The sequence below is a fragment of the Pseudomonas sp. P129 genome (assembly GCF_020312195.1).
Lineage (GTDB): Bacteria > Pseudomonadota > Gammaproteobacteria > Pseudomonadales > Pseudomonadaceae > Aquipseudomonas > Aquipseudomonas fragariae.
Window position 1 is genome coordinate 356,008 of sequence record NZ_JAGPYS010000005.1, and the last position, 21,608, is coordinate 377,615.

At 61.5% G+C, this 21,608-nt stretch carries 18 protein-coding genes; 3 read left to right on the forward strand and 15 right to left on the reverse strand.

From position 1 onward, the window contains the following. Window positions 1-7: 7 nt before the first annotated feature. The 6 genes from KBY02_RS15340 to KBY02_RS15365 form a co-directional block, all read right to left on the reverse strand. Entirely contained in the window at window positions 8-973 is a 966-nt protein-coding gene (locus tag KBY02_RS15340; RefSeq protein WP_024640271.1) for a 2-oxoglutarate and iron-dependent oxygenase domain-containing protein, read from the reverse strand. A gap of 77 nt (window positions 974-1,050) precedes the next feature. Further along, complete coding sequence (locus tag KBY02_RS15345) at window positions 1,051-2,145, reverse strand: BMP family ABC transporter substrate-binding protein (protein ID WP_004407996.1); 1,095 nt, start codon at window positions 2,143-2,145, stop codon at window positions 1,051-1,053. A 264-nt stretch (window positions 2,146-2,409) separates the two neighbouring features. Next, complete coding sequence (fecE, locus tag KBY02_RS15350; RefSeq protein ID WP_024659917.1) at window positions 2,410-3,201, reverse strand: Fe(3+) dicitrate ABC transporter ATP-binding protein FecE; 792 nt, start codon at window positions 3,199-3,201, stop codon at window positions 2,410-2,412. Between the two features lie 4 nt (window positions 3,202-3,205). Next, entirely contained in the window at window positions 3,206-4,174 is a 969-nt protein-coding gene (locus KBY02_RS15355) for an iron chelate uptake ABC transporter family permease subunit (RefSeq protein ID WP_096127005.1), read from the reverse strand. Beyond that, the gene (gene fecC / locus KBY02_RS15360; protein ID WP_225650609.1) at window positions 4,171-5,160 is read right to left on the reverse strand and encodes an iron-dicitrate ABC transporter permease FecC; all 990 of its coding nucleotides are present in this window, start codon (window positions 5,158-5,160) and stop codon (window positions 4,171-4,173) included. The genes KBY02_RS15355 and fecC overlap by 4 nt, the downstream gene beginning before the upstream one ends. Then, complete coding sequence (locus tag KBY02_RS15365; RefSeq protein WP_096127006.1) at window positions 5,161-6,081, reverse strand: Fe(3+) dicitrate ABC transporter substrate-binding protein FecB; 921 nt, start codon at window positions 6,079-6,081, stop codon at window positions 5,161-5,163. A 264-nt stretch (window positions 6,082-6,345) separates the two neighbouring features. Between KBY02_RS15365 and KBY02_RS15370 the strand changes: the two genes are divergently transcribed. After that, window positions 6,346-7,434: a calcium:proton antiporter gene (locus KBY02_RS15370; RefSeq protein WP_024640275.1), complete on the forward strand. Its 1,089-nt coding sequence runs from the start codon at window positions 6,346-6,348 to the stop codon at window positions 7,432-7,434. 111 nt (window positions 7,435-7,545) lie between these two features. Here the strand turns inward: KBY02_RS15370 and KBY02_RS15375 are convergent, their stop codons facing one another. From KBY02_RS15375 to KBY02_RS15415, 9 genes are all read right to left on the reverse strand, one after another. Further along, complete coding sequence (locus KBY02_RS15375) at window positions 7,546-8,901, reverse strand: 8-oxoguanine deaminase (protein WP_057458286.1); 1,356 nt, start codon at window positions 8,899-8,901, stop codon at window positions 7,546-7,548. A gap of 123 nt (window positions 8,902-9,024) precedes the next feature. After that, complete coding sequence (locus tag KBY02_RS15380; RefSeq protein WP_004408007.1) at window positions 9,025-9,714, reverse strand: SDR family oxidoreductase; 690 nt, start codon at window positions 9,712-9,714, stop codon at window positions 9,025-9,027. Window positions 9,715-10,035: 321 nt separating this feature from the next. Next, window positions 10,036-10,962: an ABC transporter permease gene (locus KBY02_RS15385; protein ID WP_024640277.1), complete on the reverse strand. Its 927-nt coding sequence runs from the start codon at window positions 10,960-10,962 to the stop codon at window positions 10,036-10,038. Then, complete coding sequence (locus tag KBY02_RS15390; RefSeq protein ID WP_060400405.1) at window positions 10,962-12,062, reverse strand: ABC transporter permease; 1,101 nt, start codon at window positions 12,060-12,062, stop codon at window positions 10,962-10,964. Before KBY02_RS15390 ends, KBY02_RS15385 begins: the two co-directional genes overlap by 1 nt. An 11-nt stretch (window positions 12,063-12,073) precedes the next feature. Beyond that, window positions 12,074-13,627: an ABC transporter ATP-binding protein gene (locus KBY02_RS15395; protein ID WP_058399232.1), complete on the reverse strand. Its 1,554-nt coding sequence runs from the start codon at window positions 13,625-13,627 to the stop codon at window positions 12,074-12,076. Window positions 13,628-14,159: 532 nt separating this feature from the next. After that, window positions 14,160-14,753 carry an IMPACT family protein gene (locus KBY02_RS15400; RefSeq protein ID WP_058399231.1) on the reverse strand — a complete coding sequence of 198 codons (594 nt, stop codon included), beginning with the start codon at window positions 14,751-14,753 and terminating at the stop codon, window positions 14,160-14,162. Between the two features lie 32 nt (window positions 14,754-14,785). Continuing rightward, window positions 14,786-15,448: a TetR/AcrR family transcriptional regulator gene (locus tag KBY02_RS15405; RefSeq protein ID WP_003318629.1), complete on the reverse strand. Its 663-nt coding sequence runs from the start codon at window positions 15,446-15,448 to the stop codon at window positions 14,786-14,788. 94 nt (window positions 15,449-15,542) lie between these two features. Further along, window positions 15,543-16,940, reverse strand: a complete 1,398-nt coding sequence (locus tag KBY02_RS15410) for a uracil-xanthine permease family protein (RefSeq protein WP_004408020.1) — start codon at window positions 16,938-16,940, stop codon at window positions 15,543-15,545. 186 nt (window positions 16,941-17,126) lie between these two features. After that, window positions 17,127-18,047, reverse strand: coding sequence for a LysR family transcriptional regulator (locus KBY02_RS15415; RefSeq protein WP_011266560.1), 921 nt, complete (start codon window positions 18,045-18,047; stop codon window positions 17,127-17,129). A gap of 111 nt (window positions 18,048-18,158) precedes the next feature. Here KBY02_RS15415 and KBY02_RS15420 point away from each other — a divergent pair, with 111 nt between their 5' ends. Both KBY02_RS15420 and KBY02_RS15425 read left to right on the forward strand, forming a co-directional pair. Further along, a complete protein-coding gene (locus KBY02_RS15420) occupies window positions 18,159-19,505 on the forward strand; it encodes an aspartate aminotransferase family protein (protein ID WP_011266561.1) in 1,347 nt (448 codons plus the stop codon). A gap of 90 nt (window positions 19,506-19,595) precedes the next feature. Continuing rightward, entirely contained in the window at window positions 19,596-21,089 is a 1,494-nt protein-coding gene (locus KBY02_RS15425) for a CoA-acylating methylmalonate-semialdehyde dehydrogenase (protein ID WP_058399230.1), read from the forward strand. The last annotated feature ends 519 nt before the right edge of the window (window positions 21,090-21,608 follow it).

Sequence of the window (21,608 nt, forward strand, 5' to 3'; positions counted from 1 at the left end):
CGAACGTTCAACTTGCCTCCTGTTCGCGGCGATAAGCGTAGGTATCCGCGAAGCGCGACAGCAGAAATTCGGCGCAGGTGGTCACCGGATAGCGGGCCGGATGATCGTCGCTCTGGCAACCGGGCAGGCATTCGATGCGCGTGTCGGGGTGCGGTTCGGCAAAGAACGGCATGGAGTAGCGATCAACCCCGAGCGGGCTGATGACCCGGTGCGGCGTGGACAGATAACGATCGTTGCTCCAACGCGCCATCATGTCGCCCAGATTGACCACGAAGGTACCGTCAATCGGTGGCGCGTCGATCCATTCGCCACGCACATCACGCACCTGCAAGCCGCCCGCCGTGTCCTGATACAGCAGGGTGATGCAGCCGTAATCGGTATGCGCGCCTGCGCCTTGTTGCTCGGCTGAGGTCGCCGTACCACGCGGCGGGTAATGAATCATGCGCAGCACGCTGACCGGGTCCTTGAAGCGCTGATCGAAGAAATCGCGCTCGATGCCCAGTGCCAGGGTCATGGCGCGCAGCAGGGTTTGCGCCAGCGCCTGCATGTCCAGATAGTGTTGCTCCATCAGGGTTTCCCAGCCGGGAATGTCCGGATGCCGGTTTGGCCCACGCAGCGGTTTACCCGCCAGCACGTCGGGATGACGGGCATCCAGGTGCAGGCCCATGTCGAACGTTTCCTTGAGGTCGCTCGGCAGGCTGGGGTCCAGTTGTTCGGTGGCGATGGCGCCGTAGCCGCGATGGTGCGTGCTTTGGGTGATGTCGATCAGGAGCTTTTCAGCTGCCGGCCGGGCGAAGAAGTCCTTTGCCGCCGCTTGCACCTGTTCGATGCGTTGCGCGCTGATTGGGTGGCCCTTGATGTAAAAGAAGCCCCACGCCCGACAGGCACTGTCGATTTGCCGGGCGACATCCTGCCAGGCCTGAGTGTCCGTGCCGTAGAGCGGGGCGATGTCGATGACGGGAAGCTGGTCCATTAACCGGTCCTGAAAGGGAAGTGTCGATGATCGTGCCTGGCGCGGCAGGCACGATGGTCAGGCAGCTGACGGGCTGATTACTTCGGCAGCTCGGCCTTGATGCCTTCGACGTAGTAGTTCATCGACGCCAGCTCGGCGTTGGTCGCGACCACGCCGTCAGCAATTTTCACCGTGCCGTTCTGGTCCTTGATCGGGCCGGTGAACGGGTGGAATTCGCCGCTTTCGATGCTGGCGATTATCTTCTGCGCCTCGGCCTTCACGTCAGCAGGCACCACGTCGCTGATCGGCAATTCGACCGTTCCTTCCTTCAGGCCGCCCCAGTAATCCTGTGGTTTCCAGGTGCCCGCGATGGCGCCTTCGGCGGCCTGAATGTAGTGCGGGCCCCAGTTGTTGACGATGGAGGTCAGCACTGCTTTTGGTCCGAAGTGAGCCATGTCCGAGGCATAACCGACGGCATACACGCCACGACGCTCGGCGGTCTGGATCGGCGCAGGACTATCAGTGTGCTGGAATACCACGTCCACGCCCTGATCGATCAACGCGTTGGCCGCATCGGCTTCTTTGCCCGGATCGAACCAGGAGTTGACCCACACCACCTTGATCTCGGTGCCCGGGTTGTATTTGTTCAGCGCCAGCTGGATGGCGTCGATGTCGCGCAGTACTTCAGGAATCGGGAACGAGGCGACATAACCGATCTTCTTGGTCTTGGTCATCTTCGCGGCGATGTAACCGCTCACGTAGCGACCTTCATAGGTGCGGGCCAGGTAAGTGCCCATGTTCTTGTCCTGCTTGTAGCCGGTCGCGTGCTCGAACTTCACCTTGGGGAACTGCTTGGCGACTTTCAGGGTGGGGTTCATGTAACCGAACGAGGTACTGAAGATCAGGTCGTAACCGCCCTTGGCCATGTTGCGGATGACCCGCTCGGCGTCTGCACCTTCCGGCACGTTTTCCACGTAGCTGCTGGTGACCTTGTCACCCAGCGCCTTGACCATCGCCTGGCGGCCCTGCTCGTGCTGATAGGTCCAGCCGTGGTCGCCGATGGGGCCGATGTAGACGAAGCCGACTTTCAGCGGATCGGCTGCCGAGGCGAGCAGGCTGGAGCCGATGCCGACAACGGCGGCGACGGCGCACAGCAGTTTTTTCAGGGGACGACGTGGATTGGTCAGGTGCATCGGGCCTAGCTCCTTGCGGTCTTGTTGGAGTGCATACCCGAGCAATGCAAATAACTGACCAACAGGACAACTTACGATGCTGGCTTGCTTCCCTGCGCAGCGCGCCTATTGTTGTACATAGGTTTCGATGAGCCTGGAATATGTGACTTTCAGGTTTCTGCCCGCAGGGCGTGGGAGCGACCGGGGCCTTCCGCCAGAATCTAAAACAGACTTGTGTGTAACGCGTAGTGCAGCGCGAAGGTGCAGGCGCTGTGGGCTGCGCCGCTAACTGGTGCAGCGCGTGCTGCGCTCGACGATGCACATCGGTGTGCCTGCCACGGGTTCGCGCATGATCTGCACTTGCACATCGAACACCTGGCAGACCAGCTCGGCCGTCAGCACATCGCCCGGTACGCCGCAGGTCACCAGACGCCCGGCCTGCATGACCGCCAGATGGTCTGCGTAGCGGCAGGCCTGATTGATGTCATGCAGCACGGTAATCACCGTCTTGCCTTCGGCGCTGAGTTCACGCATCAGGTCCAGCAGTTCGACCTGATGGCTGATGTCCAGATAGGTGGTCGGCTCGTCGAGCAGGACGATGGCCGCGTCCTGCGCAAGGATCATCGCCAGCCAGGCGCGTTGTCGTTGCCCGCCGGACAGATCGGCCAGCGGGCGCTCGGCCAGTGTGTCCAGCTCCATGCGCTGCAAGGCCTGATCGACACTGTGCTGATCGGCGCCACTCAGACGTCCCCACAGGCTGTTGTGCGGACTGCGGCCGTACGCCACCAGCTGGCGTACGCTGACGCCTTCCGGAATCGGCAGTACTTGCGGCAGAAAAGCCACCTTGCGCGCCAGCTCGTTGGCCGACAGCTTGCCGTAGGCGGTGCCATCCAGGCTGAGACTGCCCGCTTGCGGGGTGAGAATTCGGGCGAAGGCCTTGAGCAGAGTGGATTTGCCGCAACCATTGGGGCCGATCAGCGCAGTGACCTGCGCAGGCGGCGGGCTGAACGACAGGTCTTGCACGATGCGCGTCGCGCCGTAGCCGATGTCGAGTTGCTGCGCCTTCAGAATAGTCATGGGATCAACCTTTGAATCGGGCCAGCAGCCAGAGGAAATACGGAGCGCCGATCACCGCCGTGAGAATCCCGGCCGGAACTTCGCTGGGGGCGATCAGCGTGCGGCCTAGCGTATCGGCCAGCACCAGCAATAACGCACCCAGCACCATCGAGGCGGGCAGCAGGTACTGATGATGACCGCCGACCAGACGGCGGGCCATGTGTGGTGCGACCAGGCCGACGAAGCTCACCGGGCCGATAATGCCCACCCCCAGGCTGGTCAACAGCACGGCACTGCCCATCGCCAGCCAGCGCGTACGCGTGAGGCCGGTGCCCAGGCTCTGCGCGGCCTCATCGCCAAGGCCGATCAGGTTCAGCGGTTTGGCCATCAGCAGGCTGAGCGGGATCAGCAGCAGAAGCGGCAAAGCCAGCAAAACGTGGTGCCAGTTGCGGCTCCACAGGCTGCCGGTCAGCGCCAGCAGGGCGGTGTTGATATCCAGCGGGTTGGACAGGATCAGGAACTCGGTGATGCTCGACAACGTCACTGCAATCGCGACCCCGGACAACGCGAAACGCACGCCGGAAAACTGCACGCCGGTGTTGTACAACGCCAGCAGCAGCGCTCCCGCCGCACCGCCCAGACACGCCACAAACGGCAGCGCCGACACCGGTAACTGCGGCAGGCCGATAATCGCGATGGTCAGCGCCAGCCCGGCTCCCTGAGTGACGCCGAGGATTTCCGGCGAGGCCAGCGGGTTGCGAATCACGCCTTGCACGATGGCGCCAGCCAGGCCGAACGCGCAGCCGGTCATGATCGCGATCAGGCCGCGTGGCAGGCGGTGATTCCAGACCTCGAAGTCCTTGCTGTCGTGGGCGATCAGGTGATCGAGTACGGCGCCTGGTGTCAGCCACACGGTGCCAGCGCTGAGGCTCAGCAGCAGAGCGAGTGCCAGCAGGGTCATCAGCAGCAACAGCCGTGCGCGCGGGTGGTTCATAGCGCACGCCTCGCCAGAAACAGAAAGAACGGCGCGCCGATCAATGCCGTCACCACCCCGGCCGGTGTTTCCACCGGGAAGGCCACGGCGCGGCTGATCAGGTCCGAGGCCAGCACGATGGCCGCGCCCAGGCCGGCGCTGATCGGGATCAGCCAGCGGTAGTCATTGCCCAGCCATTGGCGAGCGATGTTCGGCGCGATCAGGCCGACAAAGCCGATCGGCCCGACTGCGCAGACACTGGCACCGACCAGCAGCAGGCTGACCACGAATACCAGCAGGCGCAACGCGCCGATACGCACGCCCAGCGAACGCGCGGCGTCTTCGCCGAGGTTGATCAGGTTAAGGCGTGGCGCACAGGCCACCGCCAGCACCACGCCGATCAGCGTGCACGGCCAGAGCAATTGCAATTGTGCGGCACCGACATTGGCCAGCGACCCAGCCAGCCAGTTGAGGACACTTTGCGCCTGCGCCTCGACGAGAATTACCGTGAGGCGGGTCAATGCGGCGCACAGGGCGGCTACCGCGACACCTGCCAGCACCAGTCGGCCTTGAGCCGTGGCAGGTGACCAGGCACCGCCAAGACTGAACACGGTGATCCACGCCAGCGCACCGCCAAGGCAGGTCATCAGCAGTGCGCCACCGGGGAAGGGCAGGGCGACCAGACCGGTGGAAAACAGCGCCAGCCCCAATGCGGCGCCTGCGGTAACGCCAAACAATGAAGGAGACGCCAGACGGTTGCGGGTGATGCCCTGCATCAACGCGCCGGCCACGCCCAGGCAGGCACCGACCAGTGCCGCGCACAAGGCACGTGGCACGCGCAGTTGCGCGACGATGTAAGCGATATTGCCGCCCTCGCGGCCCTGTGTGATCAGTCCGTTCCAGGCATCCACCTGGCGAATGCTGAACGACGACAGGGCGAACAGCGACACCCAGAACAATCCCAGGCAGGCCGCGATGATCACGCCCGCCATCAGCCTGCGGCGCATTTACGGGTTCAGCACGGCCTTGCCGCCCTTGAGCACGGCAAGCGCATCGTCGGCGATCTGCTCGGAGGCCATGATCCCGCGATTGCGCGCCCAGCTGTCGCCATCCACTTCGGCCACCTGCTTGTTACGCACCGCGCCCAGCACCTGCCACAGCGGCTGCTTGCTCCAGCTGTCGACGATGCTCGGGCGGCGGTAATGACCGACCAGCAACCAGCCCGGGTCCAGGGCCAGCAGTTGCTCCAGGCTGACGAATTCGGTTGGCGCGGCGTTTTTGCGTACTTCCGGGACCTTCAGACCAATCGCCTGCAACACGCTGCCGGCATAAGAGTGCGGGCCATGCACAGAGAAGCTGTCTTCGCGGGCGACGCCGAACAGCACGTTGCTGTTGGCAGGAATCTGCTCGGCGACGGTCTTCAGGTGCTGGCGGTTTTCCGCGATGCGCGCCTGCATCTGCGGCCCCTTGCCCAGCGCGACGCCGATCAGCTCGGCAGACTTCAGGCTGCCCTGATAATCCTCACCGCGTGACGGCAGCATCAGCGTCGGCGCCAGGCTGGCCAGGTCGTTGTACAGCGCCTGATGGCGACCGAGGTCAGCGATGATCAGGTCCGGCTTGAGCCGCGCGATCACTTCTATATTGGGTTGCGAACGCAGACCTACAGACTGCCATTCGCCGACGGCCTTGCGCACCTTGGGCAGCACGCGGTTGGCATCGCCATCGTCCGCCGCGCCGACGGGTGTCACGCCGACCGAGGCCAGCCCGTCGAGAAACGAAAACTCCAGTACGACCACGCGCTTGGGGGGATCAGGCAGGTGGACTTTGTGTTGGCCGTCATCGATGTCGATAGGCGCGGCCTGGGCGACGTTCGCGATCAGGGTCAGCAGGCCGCAAGCCAGCAGATGCGGAAGTCGAAAAGCACGCATGGCAAAGGTCCTTTCTAACAAAGCGGAATCATGAAAAACAGGCGCGCCCTGAAGGCCGCGAAGAAAACGGCGGGCACTATGGTTGAAAACGGCGGGCACTATTTCACATCGCGGCGACGGGATCAAAAGTCATTTACGCGTGAGTGCCGTTCTCATTCGGGCTATTTTATGAAACCTTTTGTCACACACGCTACTCTGACAGCCTTCACTGTTGGCCACCTTCACGTACATCCGCGGCGATGTCGCAAGGTTTGGGGAATAAAAATGGGCGCATTGCTCAAGCAAGAAAAGTTTCTGTTGCTGGCAATCATTGCCATGTTCGTCGCTTATCCACTGGAGCATGTGCTGGTAGGCAATGGTCAGGTGGTTGCGCTGGTGTCGGGGCTGGCGCTGGTCGCTTTCATCATCTGCGCCTCGATGCGCGTTGCGCATCACGCCGAGATGCTCGCGGAAAAGGTCGGCGATCCTTACGGCACGATGATCCTCACGCTCTCGGCGGTAACGGTCGAAGTGGTGATCCTGGCGATCATGATGAGCAACGAGCCGTCGCCGACGCTGGTGCGCGACACGATTTATTCGGCGGTGATGCTCGACATCAACGGCATCCTCGGCCTTGCGGCGCTGATGGGCGGTATCAAGCACGGCGAGCAGTCGTACAACGACGATTCGGCGCGCACCTACAGCGTGATGATCCTCACCGCGATGGGCGTGTCGATGGTCGTACCCGAGTTCATTCCCGAGGGTGACTGGAAGATCTATTCGGCGTTTACCATCGGCGCGATGATCCTCCTCTACACCCTGTTCCTGCGCATGCAGGTCGGGCCGCACAGTTACTTTTTCAGCTACAGCTACCCGGAAAAGAAAAAGCGCCAGGGGCAGGCCGAAGAGCATGAACCCGTCAATCTGACCCGCTCAATTGCCACACTGGTTGTCGGCGTGGTGGTGATCGGTGCGCTGGCCGAAGTGATGTCGAAGACGGTTGACCTGGGCCTGGAAGGCACCGGTGCACCGCCGGTGATGACCGCTATCCTGGTCGCCGCCATCTCCGCCGCGCCGGAGATCCTCACAGCCCTGCGTGCTGCGCTGGCCAACCGCATGCAGTCGGTGGTCAACATCGCCTTGGGTGCATCGCTGTCGACCGTGATCCTGACCGTTCCGGTGATGGAAGCCATGGCGCTATACAGCGGCCAGCCTTTCCAGATGGCCATGACCCCGGTGCAGACCGTGATGATCTTCATCACCCTGCTGGTGTCCGCCATCAACCTCAACGACGGCGAAACCAACGCCATCGAAGGCATGACCCACTTCGTGCTGTTCGCGACGTTCATCATGCTGTCGTGTCTGGGGCTTTAGGGCCTATTGCCTATCGCTCCCACGCTCTGCGTCGCAAGAGGACGCAGAGCGTCCTGAACGGCATGCCGACGCGGAGCGTCGCACGATAGTCGAGAGTATCGCTCCGCATGCTCAGCCCTGAATCAATTCCCGCGCGGCCTGGCGGTGATCGGCAATCAGTTGCTTGATGTCCAGGCCTTCGACCTGGCCGTCGATCACTCGCCATTGCCCTGCAATCATCACCCGGTCGGCACGGTCCGCGCCGCACAGCAGCAGCGCTGACAGCGGATCATGGCTGCCGGAAAAGCGCAGTTCGTCCAGCTTGAACAACGCCAGATCAGCCTGTTTGCCCACCGCCAGTTCGCCGAGATCAGTGCGTCCCAGCAACTGCGCCGAGCCCCTGGTGGCCCAGCCCAGCACCCGCTGCGGGGTGATTTTTTCGGCGCCGTAGCGCAGGCGTTGCAGGTAAAGCGCCTGGCGGGTTTCGAGGATCATGTTCGATGCGTCGTTGGACGCCGAGCCATCGACCCCGAGCCCCACCGGCGCGCCAGCGGCGAGCAGGTCCAGCGTCGGGCAGATGCCGGAGGCCAGGCGCATGTTCGAGCTTGGGCAGTGGCAGACACCTGTACCTGCTGCGCCGAGACGGGCGATTTCGCCGGGGTTGAAGTGGATGCCATGGGCCAGCCAGGTACGCGGGCCCAGCCAGCCGACGCTGTCCAGATAATCCACGGTACGCAGGCCGAAGCGTTGCAGGCAGAAGTCTTCTTCGTCGAGGGTTTCAGCCAGGTGGGTGTGCAGGCGCACGTCGAGTTTTTCGGCCATGGCCGCGCTCTCGGCCATGATCTGCGGCGTGACCGAAAACGGTGAGCAGGGCGCCAGGGCGATTTGAATCTGTGCGCCGTCGCCACGCTGATGGTAGGTCTCGATCAAGCGCTGGCTGTCGGCCAGAATCACCTCGCCCTGCTGCACGGTTTGCTGCGGCGGCAAGCCTCCATCCGCTTCGCCCAGGCTCATCGAACCGCGCGTCAGCATCGCGCGCATGCCCAGCTCCCGGACGCTCTGCACCTGAACATCGATAGCCTGTTCAAGCCCGTCGGGAAACAGATAGTGATGGTCGGCAGCGGTCGTGCACCCGGACAGCAACAACTCGGCCAGCGCCACCTTGCTGGCGACCGCGAGCTTCTCCGGCGTCAGGCGCGCCCATACCGGGTACAGGGTTTTCAGCCACGGGAACAACGGCTGATTGACCACCGGTGCCCAAGCCCGCGTGAGGGTTTGATAGAAGTGATGGTGCGTGTTGATCAGCCCCGGCAGCAACACATGCTCACGGGCATCGAATGTTTGATTGCAGGGCTTTGACGGGAGCTGCCCGGCGGCCAGCACTTCAGTGATGACGCCGCCTTCGATCACCAGACCGCCACGGGCGTCCAGGTCATTGGCAGTGAACACGGCAAGGGGATTTTTCAACCAGATACGGATCGCAGGCATGGGCCGGCTCCTCTGAAAGACAGGTTCAGGTTAGCCAGCTCAGTGATGCCCTGTCTGCTGATCCAGGGTCGCCGGGGGCAGGTGCGCCCCGGCGAAGGACGGCGATTCTAGTCGAGCGGCCGGTTACCAGGCAATCGTCTTGCCCTGGTAATCGATGAAGTGATGGCCGCCTTTGCCAGCGTAGGCATTGAGCTGTTCGACAAGCCCGGTGGTGCTGGTCATGACGTCGATGGCAGCATTTTCGCCGCCCATGTCGGTCTTGACCCAGCCCGGATGCATCGACAGCACAGTGGGACGGTTTTCGCCCAGCTCGGTGACAAAGGTATTGGTCATCGAATTGAGCGCGGCCTTGCTGGCCTTGTACAGCGCAAGGTTTGCGCCATCCGGGCAAGTGACGCTGCCCAGCCACGAACTCATGAACGCCAGGACGCCCGTGCCGGGACGAAGTTGATCGACGAAGCGCTCGGCCAGACGAATCGGTGCCACCGCGTTGGTCAGGAACAACTGCCCCAGCTCGGCAGCGGTCGACTTCGCAGCGCTCTGGTGTTCCGCACCGGTGATGCCGGCATTGACAAACAGCACGTCGAACACCTCACCGCGCAGCTTCTGGACCAACACTTCAAGCGAAGCCGTTTCGTCCAGATCCACCGCCTCGATGCGCACGCCCTCGACTGCTTTCAGGTTTTCGGCATTTTGCGGATCACGTACGGTGGCGGTGACGTGCCAGCCCTGTTCGGTCAAGCGCTGCACCAGCCCTAGCCCCAGGCCACGCGAAGCACCGATGATCAGAGCGGTTTTCTTGGTAGTGGTCATGAATGATTCCTTGGCAGATTGAGAGACAGACTCCATGGCAGTGCCAGCAAGGCCTCTCGAAAGTTTCGACCTTGCAGCGTACTCCTGCCCATGACCTGTTGGAATCTTCGCGAGCCGAAAACGTTCAAGGTAGATGCCTGACGCGGAGCATTGGCACGATAGTCGGGATTATCGTTCCTCACGCTCCAGTGGAATGCCGTTCGTGACGCTCTGCGTCACAGATCTGCGCCGCGCCGCGCATTCAGGATCGGACGCAGAGCGTCCCGAACGGCATGCGACGCGGAGCGTCGCACGATAATCCATCAGGCATGTGTAAGCCCATCAATGCCCCGCCCGCCATGGCTGGCCCAGCGATACCGGCGCATACAGCCGGGTGCGCAGGGCGTCGCGGGAGAGCAGGACGAGGACGATGATGGTGGCCACATATGGCAGCATCGCCAGCAGGTTGGACGGGATGGCCAGGCCGATGCCCTGCGCGACCAGGTGCAGAATGCTGGCCAGACCGAACAGGTAGGCACCCAGCAGCAGACGCCACACGCGCCAGCTGGCGAACACCACCAGTGCCAGGGCAATCCAGCCACGTCCGGCGCTCATGTTTTCTGCCCACATCGGTGTGTAGGCCAGTGACAGATAAGCCCCGGCCAGCCCAGCCATTGCGCCGCCGAACAGCACCGCCAGGGTGCGCACGCGCAACACCGGCAAGCCCATGGCGCTGGCGGCATCTGGGTTTTCACCGACGGCCTGGATGATCAGCCCGACGCGGCTTTTCAGCAGTGCCCAGGCGACCAGCGCGAACAAGACAAAGGACAGGTAGACCAGCAAGTCCTGGGCAAACAGCATGCGGCCGATCAGCGGAATGTCGCTGAGCAGGGGGATGGCGACCGGTTCGAAACCGCTCAACGGTTTGCCGACCCAGGCGGCCCCGACGAAGCTGGAAAGGCCGACGCCGAAGATGGTCAGCGCCAGCCCGGTCGCGACCTGATTGGCGTTGAACACCAGCGCCACCAGGGCAAACAATGCCGACAGCAGCATGCCTGCAAGCATCGCCAGCAGCACGCCCAGCCACAGGTTGCCGGTGTTCAGGGCGACGATGAAACCGATCACTGCGCCAAACAGCATCATGCCTTCCTGACCGAGGTTGATGACGCCGCTTTTTTCACAAATCAGCTCGCCCAGCGCTACCAGCAGCAAGGGTGTTCCGCAACGGACCATGGCGTAGAAAATGTTGCTCAGCAGGTCGATATCCATCATGCGGCTCCTGTGACAGGTGTCATCTGGCGCTTGGCCCAGTGCAGTTTCAGACGTGGGCGATAGAGAATCAGCACATCACAGGCGAGCAGGAAAAACAGCATCATCCCCTGAAACAACTGGGTGATTGCCAACGGCAGGTTCAAGGTCATTTGCGCGCTTTCCCCACCCAGATACAGCAGGGCGATCAACAGGCTGGAGAACAGAATACCGATGGGGTTGAGGCGGCCGAGAAAGGCCACGGTGATCGCGGCATAGCCATAACCGGGCGAGACTTGCGGCACCAGCTGGCCAATGGGGCCGGTCACTTCCGATACGCCGGCCAGCCCGGCCAGCGCGCCGCTGATCAACAGCGCCAGCCAGACCAGGCGTTTTTCGCGGAAGCCGACAAATCCGGCAGCACGCTTGTCCAGGCCCAGCACCTTGATCTGAAAGCCGACGAAACTGCGTTGCAGCAACACCCAGACCGCGACCAGCGCGAACAGGGCGAAGTACACCCCAATGTGCGCGCGGCCATCCTCCATCAACAGTGGCAGACGGCTGGCGTCGCCGAAGGTCGCTGACTCCGGGAAGTTCATGCCGGCAGGGTCCTTGAGCGGCCCGTGGACGAAGTACAGCAGCAAGTTGAGGGCGATGTAGTTGAGCATGATGCTGGTGAGGATTTCATTGGCGTTGAAGTGCGTGCGCAGCCAGGCGGTCACGCCCGCCCAGGCCGCGCCGGCGAGGGTGCCGGCCAGCAGCACCATGACCAGCGCCCAACGACTCTCCATCTCGATGATGTTCACCGCCACGGCACTGCCGGCCAATGCGCCGAGCAGCAACTGGCCTTCCGCACCGATGTTCCAGATACGCGCCTGATAGGCGACCGCCAGACCCAGCGCGCAGAGCAGAATCGGCAGGGTCTTGACCATCAATTCCGACAGGCCGTACCAGTCACTGACCGGTGCGATCAGCAAGGTGTGCAGCGTCACCCAGGGGTTCAGCCCCAGGCCGATGAACAGCAGCGAGCCGCAGACCAGGGTCAGCACCGCAGCCAGCAAAGGGGAGCACCACAGCATCGCGCGCGATTGCTGGCCGCGCGGTTCCAGAGAAAGCAGCATGTTTTGCTCCGTTAACCAGGCACGTGGGCCTGGGTTTGAGAATGATCGAACTGTCCCGCCATCCAGCCGCCGATTTGCACGGTGCTGGTCTGTTCAGTGGGGATCAGCTCGGAAAGCTGACCGCCGCTCAGGGCGGCGAGTCGGTCGCTGATCTGGAACAATTCGTCCAGGTCTTCGGAGATCACCAGAATCGCGGCCCCCGCGTCGCGTAAGGCAATCAGCGCCCGATGGATCGCCGCCGCCGCGCCGACATCCACGCCCCAGGTGGGGTGCGCGGCAATCAACAGTTTCGGCTTTTGCAGGATTTCCCGACCAAGAATGAATTTCTGCAGATTGCCGCCCGACAGACTGCGCGCCGGGGCCTGTGCATCCGGCGTCTTGACTGCAAAGCGCCGAATGATTTCGTCGGCCAGTGCGCGCACCTTGCTGCGCTGGATCAGGCCATTGCTCACCAGCCCTTGCTGGAAGGCGGTAAGCAGCGCGTTGTCGGCGAGACTGAGTTCCGGCACTGCGCCATGCCCCAGGCGCTCGGCCGGGACGAATGCCAGGCCGCGCTTGCGCCGCGCATCGGGGCGCAGGTTGCCGACCGGGGTATCCTCAAAACGCAGGGTCGCCGCCTGGGCGTGCGGCAAGGTCTGTTCGCCGCTGAGCAGCGCCAGCAATTCATCCTGACCATTACCGGCCACGCCTGCGATACCGACGATTTCGCCGCTGCGTACTTCCAGGCTGAGGTCTTTGAGTGAGCAGCCGAACGGGTCCGGGTTGTGCCAGGACAGCTTGTCGATGCGCAAAAAGGCTGTGCTGCCGCTGACTTTTTCATAGTGCGCGGTCAGCCCTTCGGCATCGCCGACCATCAAGCGCGCCAGTTCCAGATCGGAGCAGTCAGCGGGAATGCAGTGCCCGGAGACCTTGCCGTTGCGCAGCACGGTTGCGCTGTGACACAGCGCGCGCACCTCACCCAGCTTGTGACTGATAAACAGAATGCTGCAGCCTTCCCGGGCCAGATGCCGAAGGGTCACGAACAGCTCCTCGGCTTCCTGGGGCGTCAACACCGACGTCGGTTCGTCGAGGATCAACAGGCGAATGTCCTGCATCAGGCAGCGAATGATCTCGACTTTCTGCCGCTCGCCAATCGACAGGCTGTGCACCAGTCGTTGGGGTTCCAGCGCCATGCCGTAGCGTTGTGAGACCTCGCGGATGCGCGGCTCCAGTTGTTTGGGCGTGCCTGCTGCTGCGCCCATCGCCAGCGCGATGTTTTGCGCGACGCTGAGGGTTTCGAACAGCGAAAAATGCTGGAACACCATGCCGATGCCCAGGCTTCTGGCCTGTGCCGGATTGCGCATGGTCTGCGCCTGGCCTTGCCAGATGATCGTCCCGGCGTCGGGCTGCGTCACGCCGTAGATGATCTTCATCAGCGTGCTTTTGCCCGCACCGTTTTCACCCAGCAGGGCGTGAATCTCTCCGGGCTGAATCGTCAGGTCGACAGCGTCGTTGGCCAGGCAGCCGGGATACCGTTTGGTGATATGGCGCAGTTGCAGGCGCGCAGGTATCGCGTGGTTTGACATGAAAGGCTCTGAGGCAGAAGTGGGTCGCGTGTGGATAAAGCAAAATCCTGGCCAAGGAGTCAGGATTCGCGTCCGGTGCGCTGAATCAAGGCTGGGCACGGAGTTTTCGGCTTTGTCGCCGGCCTTCTTCCATCGCACGCACGCGTTTCAGCACCAGTTCGGGGCGTGCTGACCGGGCGCGGGCCAATGTGGCCCTTTGATTTGAACAAAAAATGTACAGCGGACGTGGAGGGCGGCGCACTGAACCAATGCGCGACCCTTGCACCTGTTATCCACAGGTTCTTCCACAGATACTGTGCGCAAGCGGGTTGAGTGAGAATAATGCGGCGGCGGTTAACATCCAAAGGCACTAAGAAGCGCTAACAGGCTGTTTTTGCGCTCTTTATGGATCCACGAACGGCAATTGCTCAAAAAACGATCATTCGCCTGAAACGCAAGCCCGGCAAGGCTCGTGGTGGAGTGTGCTCAGCTTATCCACAGCCGGATGCACAGTAGATGTGGGCAATTGTTACATGTGCCGCAGAGGCTCCGGCTATTGCTCCGGCGCTGCGTGCAGAAGGATTCTGCCGCGACTCAGATCGGCCAGTTGGCGCTGCAGGGTATCGGTGTGTTCGGGGCCGATGGCGATGGACATCTGCACACCGTTGGCCATGAAGTTTTCGTTTTCCACCAGCCCGTTCAATTCGCCGAGACGCAGCTTGACCAGCGCCAGCTCACTGAAGCTGCATTCAAGGTGGAACGAGGCACGCTGGATCAGCGGCAGACGCTCGGCCTGCTGCAGACATTTGTTGGCACCGCCACCATAGGCGCGGGCCAGGCCGCCGGTTCCCAGTTGAATGCCGCCGTACCAGCGGATCACCAGCACCACGACCTGATCGAACGCCTGCGCTTCGATGGCGGCCAGAATCGGCCTGCCTGCGGTGCCGCCCGGTTCGCCGTCATCGTTGCTGCGGTACTGGCCGCCGAGCTTCCAAGCCCAGCAATTGTGGGTGGCGTTGAGGTCACTGTGCTGCTCGATGAACGCCTGTGCGTCGGCCGGGCTGGCGATGGGGGCGGCGAGGGTGATGAAGCGGCTCTTGCGGATTTCTTCACGAAACTCGCAAGGGCCGACCAGGGTAAAAGGCATGCGTGTGTCCAGCTGACGTCAAGGCGACGATTCTACAAGGCTGGCGGCGTGAGCCCACAACCTTTGAGGATGATCCGAATGAGATTGTTGCTGGCCTGATCCATGTCCTGGCGCGTCAGTCGGGAGCGACCGGTGACGCGACAGATCTGCGAGGCGAAGTCAGCATAGTGCTGGGTGCTGCCCCATAGCAGGAAGATCAGGTGCACCGGGTCGACGGGGTCCATCTTGCCGGCGTCGATCCAGGCTTGAAAGACCGCGGCCCGGCCCTGAAACCACAGGCGGTAATCCTGACTGAAATACTCACTCATGCATTCACCGCCGCTGATGATCTCCATGGCGAAGATCCGCGAGGCCTGTGGCTGGCGGCGCGAGAACTCCATCTTGGCGCGAATGTAGCGGGCCAGCGCCTCTGCGGGATCGTCTTCGACGCTGAGGTGGTTGAAGGTGCTGTCCCACAAATCGATGATGTTGCTCAGCACCGCGACATACAGGCCGAGTTTATTGGTGAAGTAGTAATGCAGATTGGCCTTTGGCAGCCCGGCCTTGATCGCGATGGTGTTCATGCTGGTGCCCTTGAAACCGTGGCGGGCGAATTCATCTTCGGCTGCCTGGATGATCGCTTCTTCGTTCTTCTGACGAATACGGCTTGCAGGCTTGGTGACGTGAGCGCTGTGTGCGGGGACTTCAAGGGTCATGGGCAATTCCGGACAGGTCGTAGGGCGCGACGGATGAACAGATAGCGCACCGGCGAGCATCTCGCAAGCGTCGGTGCGGGCGCGGCATGCAAAGTTATCGTGGTTGCTCCACAGGTTCGGGTTCCGTTACGGCGTCGGTCGTAGCGGCGGTGACTTTGCCTTCCGGAATCAGCAGGCACATGACAATGGCCGTGATGCCGCCGCTGGTGATCGCCGAATCGAACAGGTTCTGCACCAGTTTCGGCAATTGGTGCAGCAGCGCAGGCTGCGCCGCAATGCCCAGACCGACACCCAAGGACGTCGCAATGATCAGCATGCTGCGTCGGTCCAGCGGCGACTGGGCCAGAATGCGCACCCCGGCGGCGGCGACGCTGCCGAACATGACCAGCGTTGCGCCGCCGAGCACCGGCTTGGGGATCTGCTGGACGATGGCGCCGATGTGCGGAAACAGCCCGAGTACGAACAGCACCGCGCCGATGTACAGCCCGACGTAGCGACTGGCAACGCCGGTCAACTGGATCACGCCGTTGTTTTGCGCAAAGGTGGTATTGGGAAATGCGCTGAAGGTCGCGGCGATCATGCAGCTCACGCCATCGCCGAGCACGCCGCCCTTGAGGCGTGCCAGGTAGCTCGGGCCGCTGATGGGCTGGCGCGCGAGCATGCAATTGGCGGTCAGGTCGCCGACTGTTTCGATGCTGCTGATCAGATAAATCAGCGCGACTGGCAGGAAAGCGCTCCAGTCGAAATTGAAGCCGAAGCGGAAGGGCACCGGTACGCTGATCAACGGCAGGTCGTGAAGGGCTTGCGGCACCAGCTTGCCGCTGAACCAGGCGGCCAGACTGCCGACCGCCAGGCCGATGATGATGGCTGACAAACGTACCCAGGGCGTATTCGAGCGATTGAGCACAATGATCACGGCCAGAACGAACGCGCCCAGCGCCAGGTTCACCGGGGCGCCGAAGTCCGGCGCATTGAAACCGCCGCCCAGGTCTGTCACGCCCACCTTGATCAGGCTCACACCAATCAACGTGATGACAATACCGGTCACCAGCGGCGTGATGACCCTTCGCAGCTGGCTAATGCAGCGACTCAGCGCGATCTGCACCAGCGCACCGAAAAAGCACACGCCGAAGATCATCGCCATGATGTCCTCCGGGCTGCCGCCGCGCTGTTTGACCAGAAAGCCTGCGGACAACACGGCGCCCAGGAACGCGAAGCTGGTGCCTTGCAGACAGATCATGCCCGCGCCGATGCCGAACGGGCGGCGCGCCTGGATGAACGTACCGGTGCCCGAGACCATCAAGGCCATGCTGATCAGGTACGGCATGTATGGGGTCAGGCCGAGGGTCGAGCCGATGATCAGGGGCGGGGTGATGATCCCGACGAAGCTGGCGAGAACGTGCTGGAACGCTGCCAAAATGGCCGTCCAGGGTTTGGGGCGATCGTTCAGGCCGTAGATCAGGTCATCGTTGTCGAGTGTTTCAGGCTGCATGGCAAGTTCTCGGACGGGGAAATGCCATGTGCTGGCGTGTCGTTGTCCGGGACTACTGCAAAAAACTGTCCAGTTGCTCAGGTTATTTTTATTTGAGTCCAGTTATTTCAATAAATATCAGCCTGATAGCGCTTTCAACGCGCTCTGCAGCGTCGGCGAACCGGCCAGGTGCCGGGCATAAATGTGTCATCGGGTAGCGGCAAGTGTTTCCAGAAAGCTCTCCAGCACCAAATGAGGGCGTCGGCCTTTGCGGGTAACGGTCACCAGATTGAGGTCGTAAAACTTCGAATCCGGTTTCAATGCGCGCAGCCTGCCTTCCTGCACCCAGGTGTTGGCGTAATGATCGGGCAAGTAGCCTATGTAGCGGCCGGTCAGAATCAGGAAGGCGATGCCCTCCCGGTCCGACGCGCTGGCCGTGCAGGTCAGCGCCTGATAGTGGTCCTGAACATCGTTGGGCAGGCGAAAGGTCGGAGCGATGGCTTCCTGTTGTGCGAGGCGTGCGTCATCCAGCGTCGCATTGTCGACGTAAAACAGGGGATGCCCGACCGCGCAATAGAGCAGCGAACGCTCGCTGTACAACGAATGATACTCAAGCCCCGGCAAGGCGCTGGCCTGTGGCACGACACCGACATGCAGACCGCCGTCGAGTACACCGCGCTCGACTTCGGCGGGGGCGATCATGCGGATGTTGATGTGCACGCCCGGCCCGCGCTCTTTCAGCCGGGCCAGGGCATGGGTGATGCGCATATGGGGGAGGGTGACCAGATTGTCGGTCAGGCCGATGTTCAGCTCGCCGCGCAGGTTCTGGTGCAGGCCGTTGACCTCTGTCCTGAAACTTTCCAGCGCGCTGAGCAGTTGCAACGACGACTGATAAACCTCGCGCCCTTCGTCGGTCAGTGAAAAACCGGCGCGGCCTCGCTGGCACAGGCGCAGGCCGAGGCGTTGTTCCAGATCACTCATCTGCTGGCTTATCGCTGATCGGCCAATGCCGAGCACGCTTTCAGCCGCAGAAAAGCCACCCGCCTCGACAACGCTTTTGAATAGGCGCAGCAAGCGGATATCAAAATCACTGACCTGCGACACGGGATCGGAGCGACGGATATTCATTGTTTAGTGATTACCAAACCAAAGATCGTAAAAGTCGGGTTTTATGAACTTTAGCCGCGTGGCACCTTGGCTGCAATGACCGATCGTTTAGCGCCTGCGAGGCCTGCTCCCATGAATATGTTCGAAGTGTCCGATGTGCCTGTCACCCGTCAGTTGAAGCTCGATGCTCACTGGATGCCCTACACCGCGAACCGAAATTTCCAGCGCGACCCGCGCATGGTCGTGGCCGCGCATGGCAGCTATCTGACAGACGACAAGGGACGCAAGATCTACGATGCACTCTCAGGTCTATGGACATGCGGTGCCGGGCACACGCGCAAGGAAATTCAGGAAGCCGTGTCCCGGCAACTGGGTGTGCTGGATTACTCGCCGGGCTTTCAGTTCGGGCACCCCCTGTCGTTCCAGCTGGCAGAACAGATTACCGACCTGACGCCGGGCAATCTCAACCATGTCTTCTATACCAACTCGGGTTCCGAGTGCGCGGATACGGCGGTGAAGATGGTGCGCGCCTACTGGCGGCTGAAAGGCCAGGCGACCAAGACCAAGATGATCGGCCGGGCACGCGGCTATCACGGCGTGAATGTGGCGGGCACCAGCCTGGGCGGAGTGAATGGCAACCGCAAGATGTTCGGCCAGTTGATGGACGTCGACCACTTGCCGCACACCCTGCTGGCCAGCAATGCGTATTCGAAGGGCATGCCCGAGGCGGGCGGTATCGCGCTGGCTGACGAGATGCTCAAGCTGATCGAGTTGCATGATGCGTCGAACATCGCTGCAGTGATCGTCGAACCCATGTCGGGCTCGGCCGGTGTGATCGTTCCGCCGCAAGGCTATCTCAAGCGCCTGCGGGAGATTTGTGATCAGCACAATATCCTGCTGATCTTCGATGAAGTCATCACCGGTTTCGGCCGTACGGGCTCGATGTTTGGCGCGGACAGTTTCGGTGTCACGCCTGACCTGATGTGCATTGCCAAGCAGATCACCAATGGTGCTATCCCCATGGGCGCGGTAATCGCCAGCAGCGAGATCTATCACACGTTCATGAACCAGCCGACGCCGGAGTACGCTGTCGAATTCCCTCACGGCTACACCTATTCCGCTCACCCTGTAGCGTGTGCGGCCGGGCTGGCGGCGCTTGAACTGCTGCAACGGGAGAATCTGGTGCAGCAGGCCGCAGCCGTCGCGCCGCATTTTGAACGTGCGCTGCACGGTATCAAGGGCGCGAAAAACGTGGTCGATATCCGCAATTACGGTCTGGCAGGTGCCATCCAGCTCGCCCCGCGTGACGGCGATGCCATCGTGCGGCCCTTCGAGGCGGGCATGAAACTGTGGAAAGCCGGTTTCTATGTGCGCTTTGGCGGTGACACCCTGCAATTCGGGCCGACCTTCAATAGCCAGGCGCAGGATCTGGATCGATTGTTCGATGCCGTCGGCGAAACCCTGAACCTGATCGACTGACCGCGCTGGCAGGCTTTCTTCTTATATACGTGCCTTTATCGCATCGGGTGTGAGCTGACTCACGCCCGTTGCCTTTATCCGGAGTTTTCCATGAGCAGCATTCAACACCTGATCCACGGCGAGTTCGTTTCTGCTGAAGGTCGTAGCGCCAATGTGTTCAACCCGTCGACCGGGCAGGTTATCCACACCGTAGCGCTGGCCGACCGCGAAACAGTCCAGAAGGCAATCGACTCGGCCAAGGCCGCGTTTCCGGCGTGGCGCAATACGCCGCCGGCCAAGCGTGCTCAGGTGATGTTCCGTTTCAAGCAGTTGCTTGAGCAGAACGAGGCACGCATTGCCCAATTGATCAGTGAAGAACACGGCAAGACCCTGGAGGATGCGGCGGGCGAGTTGAAGCGCGGTATTGAAAACGTGGAGTACGCCTGCGCTGCGCCTGAAGTGCTCAAGGGTGAATACAGCCGCAACGTCGGGCCGAACATCGATGCGTGGTCTGACTTTCAGCCGCTGGGTATCGTTGCCGGTATCACCCCGTTCAACTTCCCGGCCATGGTGCCGCTGTGGATGTACCCGCTGGCGATTGCGTGCGGTAACTGCTTCATCCTCAAACCCTCGGAACGCGATCCCAGCTCTACATTGTTGATTGCCGAGTTGCTGCATGAAGCCGGGCTGCCGAACGGTGTGCTCAACGTGGTTCATGGTGACAAGGTCGCGGTCGATGCGCTGATCGAAGCGCCGGAGGTCAAGGCGCTGAGCTTCGTTGGTTCTACACCGATTGCCGAGTACATCTATAAGGAGGGCGCAGCGCGTGGCAAGCGCGTTCAGGCCCTCGGTGGCGCCAAGAATCATGCGGTGTTGATGCCGGATGCCGATCTGGACAATGCCGTGAGTGCCTTGATGGGCGCTGCCTACGGATCCTGCGGCGAGCGTTGCATGGCAATTTCGGTGGCGGTGTGTGTCGGCGATCAGATCGCCGATGCATTGGTGGCCAAACTGGTTCCGCAAATCCAGAGCCTGAAGATCGGTGCGGGCACAACCTGTGGCCTGGACATGGGGCCATTGGTCACCGGGCAGCATCGCGACAAGGTTGGCGGCTATATAGAGGACGGTGTGCAGGCGGGCGCGACCCTGGTGGTCGACGGGCGCAATCTTCAGGTTGCCGGGCACGAACAGGGCTTCTTCATGGGTGGCTGCCTGTTTGATCACGTGACGCCAGGGATGCGTATCTATAAAGAAGAGATTTTCGGGCCGGTGCTGTGCATCGTGCGCGTGGACAGCCTTGAGCAGGCCATGCAACTGATCAACGATCACGAATACGGCAACGGCACCTGCATCTTTACCCGCGATGGCGAAGCGGCGCGTCTGTTCTGCGACGAGATTGAAGTGGGGATGGTCGGGGTCAACGTTCCTTTGCCAGTGCCGGTCGCCTATCACAGCTTTGGTGGCTGGAAGCGTTCCCTGTTCGGCGACCTGCATGCGTACGGTCCCGATGGCGTGCGCTTCTATACCCGTCGTAAGGCCATTACCCAGCGCTGGCCGCAACGGGCGAGCCACGAAGCGTCGCAATTTGCATTTCCCAGCCTATAAATTCTACGGAAGGGAGATCGTCTTTAAAGAGGATCTCCCGTATTTACGGGGCAGTCGCAAAGCAGGGCGAAGATTTTTGAAATTAACGATTGACGCCCTCGCTGAGGTGTCTATAATTCGCCCCACTTCCGGCGCAGACGGAAACGAAAAAGCCTTGTAGATCAATAGTTTGCAAGGGTTTGGAGTGAAGAGTCAGCGAGGAAGGAGGTCGGGTCTGGAGTGATCGACAGCGGTGAGAAAAAAGAGTTTGACACGCGGTTGTAACGCTGTAGAATTCGCCTCCCGCTGATGAGCAACTCAAGAGTTGATCGCAGCGCAAGTGGTTGAAGTTGCAAAGGAAACTTTGAAAACTTCTTGAAATAACCGCTTGACAGATACAGAGGACGCTGTAGAATGCGCGCCTCGGTTGAGACGAAAGGTCTTAGCCCACCGCTCTTTAACAACTGAATCAAGCAATTCGTGTGGGTGCTTGTGGTGTCAGACTGAAGTCAACAGATTATCAGCAACCCAAGTTACTCC

What these genes read in the sequence shown, in the direction of transcription:
- KBY02_RS15395 (WP_058399232.1), bottom strand. Translation starts at nt 13,627, where the DNA reads ATGTCAAACCACGCGATACCTGCGCGCCTGCAACTGCGCCATATCACC.
- KBY02_RS15355 (WP_096127005.1), bottom strand. Translation starts at nt 4,174, where the DNA reads ATGAACCACCCGCGCGCACGGCTGTTGCTGCTGATGACCCTGCTGGCA.
- KBY02_RS15425 (WP_058399230.1), top strand. Translation starts at nt 19,596, where the DNA reads ATGAGCAGCATTCAACACCTGATCCACGGCGAGTTCGTTTCTGCTGAA.
- KBY02_RS15410 (WP_004408020.1), bottom strand. Translation starts at nt 16,940, where the DNA reads ATGCAGCCTGAAACACTCGACAACGATGACCTGATCTACGGCCTGAAC.
- KBY02_RS15390 (WP_060400405.1), bottom strand. Translation starts at nt 12,062, where the DNA reads ATGCTGCTTTCTCTGGAACCGCGCGGCCAGCAATCGCGCGCGATGCTG.
- KBY02_RS15345 (WP_004407996.1), bottom strand. Translation starts at nt 2,145, where the DNA reads ATGCACCTGACCAATCCACGTCGTCCCCTGAAAAAACTGCTGTGCGCC.
- KBY02_RS15365 (WP_096127006.1), bottom strand. Translation starts at nt 6,081, where the DNA reads ATGCGTGCTTTTCGACTTCCGCATCTGCTGGCTTGCGGCCTGCTGACC.
- KBY02_RS15405 (WP_003318629.1), bottom strand. Translation starts at nt 15,448, where the DNA reads ATGACCCTTGAAGTCCCCGCACACAGCGCTCACGTCACCAAGCCTGCA.
- KBY02_RS15340 (WP_024640271.1), bottom strand. Translation starts at nt 973, where the DNA reads ATGGACCAGCTTCCCGTCATCGACATCGCCCCGCTCTACGGCACGGAC.
- fecC (WP_225650609.1), bottom strand. Translation starts at nt 5,160, where the DNA reads ATGCGCCGCAGGCTGATGGCGGGCGTGATCATCGCGGCCTGCCTGGGA.
- KBY02_RS15415 (WP_011266560.1), bottom strand. Translation starts at nt 18,047, where the DNA reads ATGAATATCCGTCGCTCCGATCCCGTGTCGCAGGTCAGTGATTTTGAT.
- KBY02_RS15385 (WP_024640277.1), bottom strand. Translation starts at nt 10,962, where the DNA reads ATGGATATCGACCTGCTGAGCAACATTTTCTACGCCATGGTCCGTTGC.
- KBY02_RS15420 (WP_011266561.1), top strand. Translation starts at nt 18,159, where the DNA reads ATGAATATGTTCGAAGTGTCCGATGTGCCTGTCACCCGTCAGTTGAAG.
- KBY02_RS15370 (WP_024640275.1), top strand. Translation starts at nt 6,346, where the DNA reads ATGGGCGCATTGCTCAAGCAAGAAAAGTTTCTGTTGCTGGCAATCATT.
- fecE (WP_024659917.1), bottom strand. Translation starts at nt 3,201, where the DNA reads ATGACTATTCTGAAGGCGCAGCAACTCGACATCGGCTACGGCGCGACG.
- KBY02_RS15375 (WP_057458286.1), bottom strand. Translation starts at nt 8,901, where the DNA reads ATGCCTGCGATCCGTATCTGGTTGAAAAATCCCCTTGCCGTGTTCACT.
- KBY02_RS15380 (WP_004408007.1), bottom strand. Translation starts at nt 9,714, where the DNA reads ATGACCACTACCAAGAAAACCGCTCTGATCATCGGTGCTTCGCGTGGC.
- KBY02_RS15400 (WP_058399231.1), bottom strand. Translation starts at nt 14,753, where the DNA reads ATGCCTTTTACCCTGGTCGGCCCTTGCGAGTTTCGTGAAGAAATCCGC.